Annotated in this window: 11 protein-coding genes; all 11 read left to right on the top strand. The window is 61.4% G+C overall.

The window, feature by feature from the left end:
* Positions 1–549 carry a translation initiation factor IF-3 gene (gene infC / locus PG879_RS05050; RefSeq protein ID WP_026139078.1) on the top strand — a complete coding sequence of 183 codons (549 nt, stop codon included), beginning with the start codon at positions 1–3 and terminating at the stop codon, positions 547–549.
* 86 nt (positions 550–635) lie between these two features.
* Positions 636–833, top strand: a complete 198-nt coding sequence (gene rpmI, locus PG879_RS05045) for a 50S ribosomal protein L35 (RefSeq protein ID WP_005300673.1) — start codon at positions 636–638, stop codon at positions 831–833.
* A 15-nt stretch (positions 834–848) separates the two neighbouring features.
* The gene (rplT, locus tag PG879_RS05040) at positions 849–1,205 is read left to right on the top strand and encodes a 50S ribosomal protein L20 (RefSeq protein WP_010674800.1); all 357 of its coding nucleotides are present in this window, start codon (positions 849–851) and stop codon (positions 1,203–1,205) included.
* 306 nt (positions 1,206–1,511) lie between these two features.
* Positions 1,512–2,495, top strand: coding sequence for a phenylalanine--tRNA ligase subunit alpha (gene pheS / locus PG879_RS05035; RefSeq protein ID WP_041211447.1), 984 nt, complete (start codon positions 1,512–1,514; stop codon positions 2,493–2,495).
* A gap of 12 nt (positions 2,496–2,507) precedes the next feature.
* Positions 2,508–4,895, top strand: coding sequence for a phenylalanine--tRNA ligase subunit beta (pheT, locus tag PG879_RS05030; RefSeq protein ID WP_103261893.1), 2,388 nt, complete (start codon positions 2,508–2,510; stop codon positions 4,893–4,895).
* 3 nt (positions 4,896–4,898) lie between these two features.
* Positions 4,899–5,195: an integration host factor subunit alpha gene (ihfA, locus tag PG879_RS05025; RefSeq protein WP_005300715.1), complete on the top strand. Its 297-nt coding sequence runs from the start codon at positions 4,899–4,901 to the stop codon at positions 5,193–5,195.
* Between the two features lie 36 nt (positions 5,196–5,231).
* Entirely contained in the window at positions 5,232–9,173 is a 3,942-nt protein-coding gene (locus tag PG879_RS05020) for an ATP-binding protein (RefSeq protein ID WP_373875505.1), read from the top strand.
* A 1-nt stretch (position 9,174) separates the two neighbouring features.
* Positions 9,175–10,425, top strand: coding sequence for a response regulator (locus PG879_RS05015; RefSeq protein WP_010674796.1), 1,251 nt, complete (start codon positions 9,175–9,177; stop codon positions 10,423–10,425).
* Entirely contained in the window at positions 10,426–11,040 is a 615-nt protein-coding gene (locus PG879_RS05010; RefSeq protein ID WP_103261891.1) for a GNAT family N-acetyltransferase, read from the top strand. It begins immediately after the preceding gene.
* Positions 11,041–11,112: 72 nt separating this feature from the next.
* Positions 11,113–11,886 carry a Sir2 family NAD+-dependent deacetylase gene (gene cobB / locus PG879_RS05005; protein ID WP_041211443.1) on the top strand — a complete coding sequence of 258 codons (774 nt, stop codon included), beginning with the start codon at positions 11,113–11,115 and terminating at the stop codon, positions 11,884–11,886.
* Positions 11,887–11,971: 85 nt separating this feature from the next.
* Complete coding sequence (locus PG879_RS05000) at positions 11,972–12,451, top strand: hypothetical protein (protein ID WP_041211442.1); 480 nt, start codon at positions 11,972–11,974, stop codon at positions 12,449–12,451.
* Positions 12,452–12,560: the final 109 nt, after the last annotated feature.

Genomic DNA, 12,560 nt, shown 5'->3' with positions numbered 1-12,560 from the left:
ATAAAAGGCGGAAAAAAACTGGGCAAGCAACCGCAAGCCCGCGCTCACCGGATCAATGAAGAGATCCGTCTGAAAGAAGTTCGTCTGACTGGTCTGGATGGTGAAGCCATTGGCATCACCTCCATTCAGGATGCGCTGAACTTGGCCCTTGAGGCTGGAGTGGATCTGGTCGAGATCAGTCCGAACGCTGAGCCGCCCGTTTGCCGGATCATGGATTACGGCAAATTCCTCTACGAAAAGAGCAAGACCACCAAAGAACAGAAGAAAAAGCAGAAAGTCGTCCAGGTCAAGGAAATCAAATTCCGTCCTGGCACCGACGAAGGCGACTATCAGGTAAAACTACGCAACCTGGTTCGCTTTCTGGAAGACGGGGACAAGGCAAAGGTCACCCTGCGCTTCCGTGGTCGTGAAATGGCCCACCAGGATCTTGGTATCAAGGTTCTCGAGCGCGTCAAGAACGATCTGGAAGAGCTGGCCGTAGTCGAATCGTTCCCGAAAGTCGAAGGCCGTCAAGCTGTGATGGTTCTCGCACCCAAGAAGAAATCTTAAGGCCCACAAGAAATTGACTCATGGGGCTGGCCCCATGAGTCGGTTCGCCTTGCGATTTTGTTGTCACTCACAATGCGGAGTATGAAATGCCGAAGATGAAAACCAACCGGGGCGCCGCAAAGCGCTTCAAGAAGACTGGCTCAGGTCGCTTCAAGTGCAAGCATAACCACCTGCGTCACATCCTGACCAAGAAGAGCAGTAAGCGTAAGCGTCAGCTGGGACCGAAGTTCTTTGTTTCTGCTGCCGACCACAAACGTGTTGTCGCTTGTCTGCCGTACGCATAAGGGGGGATGTGAAAAATGCCAAGAGTTAAACGTGGTGTGACCGCTCGCGCTCGTCACAAGAAAGTAATGAAAGCCGCCAAGGGTTACTACGGCGCCCGTTCCCGTGTCTACCGCGTAGCGGTACAAGCGGTAACCAAAGCTGGTCAGTATGCCTACCGTGACCGTCGCCAGAAGAAGCGTCAGTTCCGTCAACTGTGGATTGCACGTATCAACGCTGCAGCCCGTCAGAACGGCCTGTCCTACAGCCGTCTGATCGACGGTCTGAAGAAGGCTTCCATCGAGATCGATCGCAAGATCCTGTCCGATATCGCCGTTCACGACAAGCTGGCTTTCACCGCCCTGGTTGAAAAAGCTAAAGCAGCTCTGGTCTAATCCAGCTCTGTTATAAAAATAAAGGAGGCTCAGGCCTCCTTTTTTGTTGCTCATTTTTGAGCGTTGGCAGGTAGCATGCCACGTTCATGAATGCTTTATCCTTCCATATGCCAACAAACTAGAACAAACGACGCTTGTCTTAATCCTGTTGCATCTGGCTTGTGGCTTTATCCATATAACAAAATGATTTGCAGGGAGAAAAGCCCGTCATAACTATGGTCAGCCAAGGGGCTTTTTTTGTATTATTCCCCTCTTGACCTTATTTAGCCTAAAGGCTCCTGTTCCGGGAGTGGTGACGAGGAAGACATGCAACAGCTTGAAGAAGTAGTCGGCCAGGCCAAGGCCGAAATTGAGGGCGTGAGCGACATCGCCGCCCTCGACGAAATCCGGGTCAAATATCTGGGTAAAAAGGGCTTTTTTACCGAGCAGATGAAGGGACTGGGTGCCCTGTCCGCTGAAGAGCGTCCCGCAGCGGGCGCCGTGATCAACCAGGCCAAACAGCAGGTTCAGGATGCCCTAAACGCGCGTCGTGAAGCCCTCGAAGTCGCCGTGCTGAACCAGAAGCTGGCCGCCGAGACCATCGACGTCAGCCTGCCGGGCCGCCGCATCGAGAATGGCGGTCTGCACCCGGTGACCCGCACCATCGAGCGCATCGAGCGCCTGTTTGGCGAGATGGGCTTCAAGGTTGCCCGTGGTCCCGAGATTGAAGATGGCTTCCACAACTTCGATGCGCTGAATATCCCGGCTCACCACCCGGCGCGTACCGATCACGACACCTTCTACTTCGATCCTGATCTGATGCTGCGTACCCACACCTCCGGTGTGCAGATCCGCACCATGGAACATCAGCAGCCGCCGATCCGCATCATCGCGCCGGGCCGCGTCTATCGTAACGACTACGACATGACCCACACCCCGATGTTCCACCAGGTCGAAGGCCTGCTGGTTGACGAGCATGCCAGCTTCACCGAGTTGAAAGGCATCCTGCACGACTTCCTGCGCAACTACTTCGAGGAAGACTTGACGATTCGCTTCCGTCCTTCCTATTTCCCGTTCACCGAGCCGAGCGCCGAAGTGGACGTGATGGGCAAAAACGGCAAGTGGCTGGAAGTGCTGGGCTGCGGCATGGTGCACCCGAACGTGCTGCGTTCGGTCGGCATCGATCCGGAAAAATACTCCGGCTTTGCCTTCGGCATGGGCGTTGAGCGCCTGACCATGCTGCGTTACGGGGTCAATGACCTGCGTGCCTTCTTCGAAAACGACCTGCGCTTCCTCAAGCAGTTCAAGTAAGGGCGAGAGAACATGAAATTCAGTAAATCCTGGGTGATGGAGTGGGTCCGCACCGAGTTGAGTGACAATGCACTGGCCGAGCAGATCACCATGGCCGGTCTGGAAGTGGACGCCGTGGAAGCGGTAGCCGGCCAGTTCAACAATGTGGTGGTGGGTGAAGTGGTCGAGTGCGCCCAGCACCCGGACGCCGACAAGCTGCGGGTGACCAAGGTCAATGTGGGCGAGGCCGAGCTGCTGGACATCGTCTGCGGTGCGCCGAACTGCCGCGCCGGCCTCAAAGTGTGCGTGGCCAAGGTCGGGGCGACCCTGCCGGGTGATTTCACCATCAAGAAAGCCAAGCTGCGCGGCCAGCCGTCCCACGGCATGCTCTGTTCCTTCAGCGAGCTGGGCATCGACGTCGAAGCCGATGGCATCATCGAGCTGCCGCTGGATGCCCCCATCGGGACCGATATCCGTGAATACCTCGCGCTCAACGACGTCAGCATCGATGTGGATCTGACCCCGAACCGTGCCGACTGCCTCGGCATCGCGGGTCTTGCCCGTGAAATCGGCGTGCTCAACAGCGTGGACGTGGTCGAGCCGACCTGGGCGCCGACTGTTGCCACTATCGATGCAACATTCCCGATCCGGGTTGAAGCGTCGGCAGATTGCCCCCGTTATCTCGGCCGTGTCATCAAGGGGCTGAACCTGCACGCCCAGAGCCCGCTCTGGATGCAGGAGAAGCTGCGCCGTGGCGGTATTCGTTCCATCGACGCCATCGTTGACATCACCAACTACCTGCTGCTGGAATACGGCCAGCCGATGCACGCCTTCGACCTGGCGACGCTTGAAGGGGAACTGGTGGTGCGTCGCGCCAAGGCCGACGAGCCCATGACCCTGCTCGATGGCAACGAGGTGAAGCTCAAAGAGACCACGCTCGTGATTGCCGATGCCAAAGGCCCTGCCTGCATGGCCGGCATCTTCGGCGGCGATCGCACCGGTGTCTCCGAGACCACCACCGACATCCTGCTGGAGTGCGCCTTCTTCGCGCCGCTCTCCATCACCGGCCGTGCCCGTGCCTACGGTCTGCATACCGATTCTTCCCACCGCTTCGAGCGCGGGGTGGATCCCGAGCTGCAGGCCAAGGTGATGGATCGTGCCACCCGTCTGCTGCTGGACATCTGCGGCGGTGAAGCGGGTCCGGTCATCGAAGTCAAATCCGATGCCCATTTGCCCAAGGCTGCCCCCATCAAGCTGCGCCGCACCAAGCTCGACAAGGTGATCGGCATCAGCGTGGCGGATGCGCAGGTGGTCGAAATTCTGACTCGTCTGGGCATGCAGGTAACCGTGGATACTGACGGCTGGACCGCGCTGGCTCCCTCCTGGCGTTTCGACATCGCCATCGAGGAAGACCTCATCGAGGAAGTGGCCCGCATCTACGGCTACAACAACATCCCGAACCTGAAACCCGCCGCCTCTCTGGCGATGGTGGAGCAGGCTGAAGGGCAGGTGACCCTGAAGCGGGTACGCGACCTGCTGGTTGATCGCGGTTTCCAGGAAGCGATCACCTACAGCTTCGTCGATCCCAAGACCCAGCAAACCCTGTTCCCGCAGAGCGATGCCATCGTGCTGCCGAACCCGATCTCGGTCGAGATGTCCGCCATGCGCGTCTCTCTGTTCCCGGGTCTGGTGCAGGCGGTGGTCTACAACCAGAACCGTCAGCAGCCACGCGTGCGCCTGTTTGAGCAGGGCCTGCGTTTCATCAAGGACGAGAATGCCGAGAACGGCATCCGTCAGGAACCCATGCTGGCCGGCATCATCACCGGCAACCAGGGGGACGAGCACTGGGATGTCAAGGCCCGTCCCGTCGACTTCTTCGATCTGAAGGGTGACCTGGAAGCGGTACTGGATCTGACTGCCGAAGGGGCTACCTTCACCTTCGAGCGCACCGAGCACAGTGCCCTGCATCCGGGCCAGAGCGCAGCCATTCTGCGTAATGGCGTCGTGATCGGCCACATCGGCGTGATCCATCCGAGCCTCGAGAAGAAGCTGGGGCTCAAGAGCCGCGCTGTCATGTTCGAGCTGGAGCTGGACAAACTGACGCCGGCCAAGGTGCCGGTTGCTGCCGAAGTATCCAAGTTCCCGGCCAACCGTCGCGACATCGCCGTGGTGGTTGACAGACAGATCCTGGCAGGCGACGTTCTGGCAGTAATTAAAAAAGTTGGCGGAAATCAGTTAGTTGGAATAAACTTGTTCGACGTATACCAGGGCGCTGGTATGGCAGAGGACAAGAAGAGCCTGGCCATCAGCCTGGTGTTGCAAGACACCCAGCGCACCCTGGAGGAGAAAGAGATCGCCGAGACCGTGGACAATGTCGTGCGGGCCCTCGGTGAAGAGTTGAATGCATCCTTGAGGGATTGATCTATGGCGCTTACCAAAGCCGACATTGCAGAGCACCTGTTCACCCAGCTCGGGATGAGCAAGCGTGAAGCCAAAGATATGGTGGAAGCCTTCTTTGAGGAGATCAGACAGGCGCTCGAGCGTGGCGAACAGGTCAAGATTTCCGGCTTCGGTAACTTCGATCTTCGCGAGAAGAACCAGCGTCCCGGACGCAACCCCAAGACGGGGGAGGATATTCCCATCAGCGCCCGTCGCGTGGTGACCTTCCGGCCCGGCCAGAAGCTCAAGGCCAGGGTAGAAAATGTTGAACCCAACGAGTGACAAAAAGCCAGGCAATCGCCTGGCTTTTCCATTCCGATGATAAAAATCCTTCTGTTGTCCGGCGCGCTGCTGGCCTTGCCACTGCGTGCCGCCATACTCCCGCTGTCACCGGGTGCCCAGGCTTATGCCGATTCGCTCACCGGACTGACCTTCTGTTACCCGGCCCTGCAACGTTCTCCCTATCTGGAGGCGGAGGGGGGCCTGCTTATCGATCGCCTGACGCGGTTGGCAGAGCTGTTGCCGGTACCGGTGCGCTTCGAGAAGCGGCCGAGCTGGGCAGCCATGACGCAGGATCTGCTGAACGGGCGCTGCGATCTCATTCCTCACGTCGGGCCTGCCCGGTCGAACTCGAGCGATACCGTCTTGAGCCGGGCCATGATGGAGGCGGAGTCCGCCATCCTCTATCGGGGTGAGCTCGATCAGGCGCAGTTTCTGGTGTCACCTATCTGGCAGGCCCAGGAGATCCTGAAGCGTCTCTATCCTGGTTCATCCCAGCAACAGCTGACCGATGCCGAGAACTGGTATGGTGCCCTGGTGGCCGGCAAGGGCAGCGCCTATCTCGGCGATTATCTGCAACTGCGCTACCTGATGCGGGAATTCCCGGATGAAGGGCTGCGCCTTCGCCGTCTTCGCAGCGATGATCTGGTCATCAGTTACCGGCTGATGATGCGCAACCAGCCCGAGTTGCTGGAGCTGGTGGATACGGCCATCCGCTATTTGCCGCCGGGCAGTCTCTACCGGGATCTGGGCAAGTATCTGCCTCAGGGTGAGCAGGATGTGAATCCTCTGCATTTTAACGACAAGGAGCAGGCCTGGCTGGTCGGCAAGGCCCACACCATCAAGATGGTGGCGGATCCCGGCTTCATGCCATACAGCGGTGTCAACCAGCAGGGAGAGCTCATTGGCTGGAGTGCGGATGTCTTGCGGGAAGTGAGTCGGCAGACAGGGCTGCGCTTCGAGCTGGTACCCGCCGCCAGCCGGGAGGAGGCGTTGGCATTGCTGCGCAGTGGCGATGCCGCCATGATGGTCGGGCTGATGGAGTCCGCCGCCCTGAACAAGGAGTTCGACTTCACCCGGATGGTGGCGACCAGCCGCTATGCTCTGGTCAGTCGCAGCAAGAGGGGGCCTGCCTCCCTCGCGGACGTCAGTGGCAAGGTGGTGGTCCCGAGAATGCTCTATGATCCCGGCCTGCTTGCCCGGTTCGGCCAGCATGAGTGGGAGGTGACCGACAACCTGCTGCAGGGATTGGCGGCGGTGCGGCATGGGGATGCCCAGGCCATGCTGGCGGAGTTGTACCAGCTCCAATATCCCATTCGAAACAACCAGTTGAGCGAGCTGACCATCACCGAATTGCCGGAGCGTTTCGGCCTCGGTTTTGCCATCCGGCCGGAACAGACCAGCCTGGCAGGGGTGCTGGATCAGAGCCTGATGACCCTCAATGATCGGCAGGTGGACGAGCTGGTGCAACGCTGGCGTCGCCTGGTGGTCAACCAGCAGGAAGGGGTCAGCTACGGTTTCTGGCTTGGCTCCGTGTTGCTGGCACTGCTGATCAGCATGGCGGTGATCTGGTCAGTCTGGCGTTCCCGCCAGCAACTGGCCCAGGAGGCCCGCGAGCGTCACAAGGTAGAGCAGGCGCTGGCGCTGGAAAGCAAGTTCAGGGAGTCTCTCTTCCAGGCGCTCCCCGTGCCCGTGTTCTTGCGCAATGACAAAGGGGAGGTGATCAAGCGCAACAAGCGGGCCAAGCGCATGGAGGCGCGCTACGCCGCCGATCTGGTGCTGCCCGCGCCACAGTTGCAGGGCGCCGAAGGGGAGCTGGCGCTGCACGAGCAGGTCTACTCCTATGCCCAGATCCCCTTGCGACTGGGCCCCCAGGCACCGGCAGGGGATCTTATCGCCCTCTCCGACATCAGCGCCCTGCGCGAGCGTACCCGCCTGCTGCGTCAGGCAGAGCGGCGCCTGCGCGCCCTCACCAATACGGTGCCCGGTGTGGTGCTGCAATTCACCCTGCTGGGGGGAGCCATCACCCGGGTGGAGTTTGTGAGCCGGGGCAGTCACGAACTGCTGGGGCTGGCGAGCCAGCAGATCCGGGTCAATCCCAACGAGACCCTGACTCGCATCTCCCACCAGGACAGGCGCGAGATGCGAGCCCCCATGCTGGCCATGCTGCAAGCCGGGCGACCTTTCTCCCATCTGCTGCGCTATCAGCACCCCGCCAAGGGAACCCGCTGGCTGCAATTTTCCGGCAGGGGGCGCCGTCAGGGGGAGGGGTGGCGGATCTACGGGGTGGTGCAGGATGTGACGGCCAGGGTGGAGCAGGAGCACTCCCTGCAGCTTTCCCACGAGCAGGCCCAGCAGGCCGTGCTTGCCAAGGGGCGCTTCCTGGCCGCCGTGAGCCACGAGATCCGCACCCCCATGAACGCCATGCTCGGCTTGCTGGAGTGGCTCGAGCAGACCGGACTCAATGCAGAGCAGGCCTCGGCTCTGGCCCATGTCAGGCAGGCGGGCAATGAACTGCTCGGGCTGCTCAACGACGTGCTCGACTTCAGCCGCAACGAGACGCGTCAGTTGCGCCTCTCTGTACAGCCCACGGATCTGGTGGAGCTGTGCGAACACGTGGCGGCGGTGCACTGGTCCAAGGCGCGATCCCGCCATCTGCAACTGCGCCTGGCGCTCGACCCGGCGCTGCCCGCCTTGATGGAACTCGATCCCCACCGGGTGCAGCAGGTGCTGCACAACCTGCTCTCCAACGCCATCAAGTTCAGCGAGCGGGGAGAGGTGGTGATCTGGGCCCGGCGACAAGGGGAGTGGATTTTGTGCGGGGTGGACGACGAGGGGCCCGGGATCAGTGCCGAGCTGTTGCCCCGGTTGTTCCTGCCCTTCGAACAAGGGGAGGAGCCTGGCCAGCCCAGAGCCCAGGGAACCGGGCTTGGGCTAGCCATCTGCCGCCAGTTGATGGAGCAGATGGGGGGCGAGATCCGGGTCGAGCCTCTGGCTCGCGGGGGTAGCCGTTTCCTCTGCTCGTTGCCCCTCAGGCATGCGCAGGAGAAGGCGCCCTGGCAACCGCGCGTCAAGACGGTCTCCCTACAACTGTTGCCCGGGGAGCTCGAATATATGCGGGCCTGGCTCGCAGAGTTTGGCGTGGCCGAGGATCCGGCGGCACCTTGCCTTGGGGCCATGCAGGACGATGGGGGCTTGCGCGCCTGGTACTGGCAGGGGGAACCCTGGATCCCGGGCTCCGTGGTCAGCCTGCTGCAGCCCAGACTCGTCCGTGGCGCCGAGGAGATCACGGACCTGCCGGGGGCAGGCAGGCGGGTGCTGCTGGTGGAAGATCACGAGGTGAACAGAATGCTGATTAGCATGCAGCTGGGTCAGCTGGGGGCCCGGGTATTGAGCGCGGCCAATGGCCGTCTGGCACTGGAGATCCTGCAATCGGAGTCGGTGGATCTGGTGCTGACGGATCTGCAGATGCCGGTGATGGACGGCGCCGAGCTCTGCAGGCAATTGCACGCCGATGAACGCTGGCAGCATCTACCCGTCTACGTGATCACCGCGGATCTCAGCGAGCAGGCGGCGCAGCGACTGGCGGAATGCGGCTGTCAGGGCCATCTGGACAAACCCGTCTTGCTCAGGGATCTGGCCGTATTGCTTCGTACCGTCTTTGGCCCCCATGACGGGGGGAAGGCACCGCAGCCAACGGCAGCCCTTTCCCTGCCCGTGTCCCTCAGCCCGGCCCTCGTAGACATCTATCTGGCATCGGTTCACCATGATCTGGCCGACATTGAGCGGTGTGTCACACAAGGGGACGAGAAGGCCCTCAATACGGCTTTACACAAGATGAAGGGGGCCGCCAAAATGGTGGGGGCTACCCCCCTGGTAGAGGTGATCGACCGTTGGCAGGAGGCCCCCGGACATCCCTTTGCAGCCGCCTTGAGGCAGTGCGTGGAAGAGGTCTGCCGACAACTGGGCGAGAGAGCATGACATGATCATCACAGATGAAGAGTTGATGGCCTTGCTGGAGTCTGATGACAGCCAGGAGCCAACGTTTTACCCGGTCAGCGTCTATGCCCTGGACGCCGTCTCCCATCTGGCGGTCAAGGGAGCGGGCCTGCCGGCCTATGCCAATCTGCACCGCACCCGACCCGATGCCGGCTGGCAATGGGAAGGACTGTTTGCCGCCGGGGCCATCGCCCTGTTTGATCCTGCCTCTCATCAGGGGGCCGACTATCTGCCTCATCTGTTGGCTCCCGGGGCAGGGATCTATCGCCTCAGCGATCCCTGGCTCGAGGGGTTGCAGGCACGGGAGCAGGGGTGGCGTGCCTGGCTCGCCCAGTGCCAGATCCTGCTGCTCGAAGATCACCCCTTCCAGGGAGCCTGCATTCAGCAGGAGATCCAGGGACTGGGGTTGCCCTGCCACTGGGTTCAGGATGGCGAAGGGTGCCTCAAGGCGCTGGAAGAGGGGGGCGTGAGATTGCTTATCTGTGATCTCAGCCTAGCGGAGCAGGATGCCATCAGCCTGCTGATGAGCCATCCCCAGTATCACCACAGCGGTCTGCCCATCATCCTGCTCTCCGCTCATGATCAGACCCTGATAGACGGCGCCCGGCGTCTCCTGCACGATGCGGGTTTCAACGTGCTGGCCGCCCTGGCCAAGCCGCTGCAAAGCGACGATCTGCTGCGTCTGCTCAAGATGCTCTATCTTGGCCCCCAGCGTCAGCGCAGGCTGGGCGGGCTCAAGCGCACCGTGCGTAGCTGGCAGGGAGAGGCGAGAGGACAGCTTGGGCTGCTGGCAGATGCGGCTTCCTGCACGCTGCCGATCTGGCTGAGCCTGAGCGGTCTTTCCCCTCACTGGGAGCCGCTCAAGCTCTGGCTCGAGCAGCATGGACGAGAAGCAAGCGAACTCACCCTGGTCATCCACCGACGGGATCACCTGCTGAGCCAGGCGGACCGTTTCGCCCTGGTGCTGCAGGCGAGCCTCGCGGGGGCCAGACTCGCGCTGCTGCTCGATCATGCCCAGCACCTGCCGTTTGATCTCATCGAGCGTCTGCCGTTGCAATCCTTGCTGCTCGGGCAACACCTGCTGCCCGAACTGGAGGCGATGGCTGCCGACTCCTTGCTGGCCCGCTTCATCCAGCGCTCCCGGGAGCTTGGCATCGCGCTCTACCTCGACGACCCCTTCAACCTGCAGGATGCCGCCCAGTGGCAGGATCGCGGCGTGGCAGGGCGCTGGTAAATGGCTCGCTATCTTTGCTGGCCGCTCGATGAGCCGCGCTTGTGGCAGGGAATGTCGGGTTGGACGGCTCCCGCCTCACGGGCCGCCTTGCCGATGACGATGGTGGTGGGGGGGCTGACTTGCCGCTTGCAGGAGCTGGCGGGCAGCGACCCGAAGCGAATAAGCGCGGCCTATGACGCCCTGAGCGAGCAGAGCGTCTATTTGCGCTTCATGCGGGCCAAGCAGCCTGCGACGGCCGAGCAGCTCGCCTTCTTTCTCGACTACCCCAGAGAACCCCAGATAGGATTGCTGCTGACCGACGAGCAGGGGGGGCCGCTTGCCATGGCCCAGTCCGTTCGCCGGCGCCTGCACCCGGACAGGGCTGAGTTCTCCTGCATCGTCGCGGATCATTTTCAGCATCGCGGCGCCGGGCGTCGCATCCTGCTGGCGCTTGCGCGGCTGGCATACGGGGAGGGGATCCGGGAGTGGACGGCGGAAGTGCTCGGCCAGAATCGCCCCATGCTGGCTCTGCTCAAGGGGCTCGGGTTGCCGCTTACCCTGGTGACAGGACGGGAGATGGTCTTTGCCAGGCTGGATCTCGCGCCCATGGCGAGCTTTGTGCTCCCATCGGCCTAAGACCAAGGGCGAATGGGCCGCCTCTTGCTCCTGTGCTAAGGTCAGCCTGTTACCCGTTGGAGGAGAACAACCATGGTGCAGTCAGCCAAACATATCGTGATCCTCACCGGTGCCGGCATCTCGGCCGAATCCGGTATCAAGACCTTCCGGGCCTGTGATGGCCTGTGGGAAGAGCACATGGTGGAGGACGTGGCCACCCCTGAAGGCTATGCGCGGGATCCCGAACTGGTACAACGTTTCTACAATGCACGGCGCCATCAGTTGCAGCGCGCCGAGATCCACCCCAATCCGGCCCACTATGCATTGGCCCGTCTGGAGCGCCTGCTGCCGGGGCGCGTCACCCTGGTCACCCAGAACATCGACAACCTGCACGAGAGTGCCGGCAGCAAGAACCTCATCCACATGCACGGCGAGTTGCTCAAGGCCCGCTGCCCGGGCTCTGGTCAGGTGATCGAGTGGCGCGGGGATCTCCATCAGGAAGAGCTGTGTTCCTGCTGCCAGTTTCCCCACCCGCTGCGCCCCCATGTGGTCTGGTTCGGGGAGATGCCCCTCGGACTTGACCGCATCTACTCGGCCCTGGCTCAGTGCGATCTCTTCATCTCCATCGGGACCTCCGGGGCGGTCTACCCTGCCGCCGGATTCGTCCATGAGGCCGGCCTGAACGGTGCCCATACGGTGGAGCTCAATCTGGAGCCGAGCGAAGTGGGCAGCCAGTTTGATGAAAAACGTTATGGTCCGGCTTCCTTGCTTGTGCCCGCTTTTGTGGATGAACTCCTGCAAAGTTGCGGAGTGCATCAGCCTCTCTCCGTCGAGGGCCATAACTGGATGGAGATGCGGGGCCCCTAATTATTGATTTTTCACACAGTTGCATTGACCCACTGAAATCGCCACACTGGCTCCTAACTTCAAGATGCAGTTGGCACAACATGTCATGAACTTTCCAACGCGCGGGATGGCCTCGCTCCTGCTGGTGCTTTTCTCGTTCGGTACCCAGGCTTCCTCCTCTTCGCTATTGCAACTGATCCTGCCGGACAAGCGGGAAATCACCCTGGATGAGGCGGCGTTGGCAGCCTTGCCACAAGTGGAGTTCGAGACGGCGACGCCCTGGACCCTCGGCACTCACCGCTATCGTGGACCGACCCTGAAGAGCGTGCTGGCGCAGCAGCAGGTGGATAGTGCCAGCGCCATCGATGTTGCCGCACTCAATGGCTACCAGCAGCGGGTCGATCTCTCCCTGTTTGCCAAGGTGCCGCTGACCCTGGTGCGTTACCAGGATGACAAACCGCTCACCCGTCGCAATAAAGGGCCGCTCTGGCTGCTGGTCCCCCTCTCGGCCCATCCCGACATGGATGTGTCCGCCATCCACAACAACATGGTCTGGCAGGTGATCCGCATCGAGGTTGTCCCGTGACGCGACGACAGCGAGATAACCTGCTGCTTGCAGCCATCTTAAATGCGAAAGGGGACTCCCTCCGACGTAGGTGGGAGGGGAATTTCGCCGGGGCGTCAGCCCCGCTGGT

Origin of the sequence: Aeromonas sp. QDB63, assembly GCF_027707425.1 — a bacterium.
In the GTDB taxonomy this organism is placed as follows: domain Bacteria; phylum Pseudomonadota; class Gammaproteobacteria; order Enterobacterales; family Aeromonadaceae; genus Aeromonas; species Aeromonas caviae.
The sequence above is the reverse complement of the archived record's forward strand: the minus strand, read 5'-3'. Positions and strand labels throughout refer to the sequence as shown.

What these genes read in the sequence shown, in the direction of transcription:
- rpmI (WP_005300673.1), top strand. Translation starts at nt 636, where the DNA reads ATGCCGAAGATGAAAACCAACCGGGGCGCCGCAAAGCGCTTCAAGAAG.
- rplT (WP_010674800.1), top strand. Translation starts at nt 849, where the DNA reads ATGCCAAGAGTTAAACGTGGTGTGACCGCTCGCGCTCGTCACAAGAAA.
- pheS (WP_041211447.1), top strand. Translation starts at nt 1,512, where the DNA reads ATGCAACAGCTTGAAGAAGTAGTCGGCCAGGCCAAGGCCGAAATTGAG.
- pheT (WP_103261893.1), top strand. Translation starts at nt 2,508, where the DNA reads ATGAAATTCAGTAAATCCTGGGTGATGGAGTGGGTCCGCACCGAGTTG.
- ihfA (WP_005300715.1), top strand. Translation starts at nt 4,899, where the DNA reads ATGGCGCTTACCAAAGCCGACATTGCAGAGCACCTGTTCACCCAGCTC.
- PG879_RS05020 (WP_373875505.1), top strand. Translation starts at nt 5,232, where the DNA reads ATGATAAAAATCCTTCTGTTGTCCGGCGCGCTGCTGGCCTTGCCACTG.
- PG879_RS05015 (WP_010674796.1), top strand. Translation starts at nt 9,175, where the DNA reads ATGATCATCACAGATGAAGAGTTGATGGCCTTGCTGGAGTCTGATGAC.
- PG879_RS05010 (WP_103261891.1), top strand. Translation starts at nt 10,426, where the DNA reads ATGGCTCGCTATCTTTGCTGGCCGCTCGATGAGCCGCGCTTGTGGCAG.
- cobB (WP_041211443.1), top strand. Translation starts at nt 11,113, where the DNA reads ATGGTGCAGTCAGCCAAACATATCGTGATCCTCACCGGTGCCGGCATC.
- PG879_RS05000 (WP_041211442.1), top strand. Translation starts at nt 11,972, where the DNA reads ATGAACTTTCCAACGCGCGGGATGGCCTCGCTCCTGCTGGTGCTTTTC.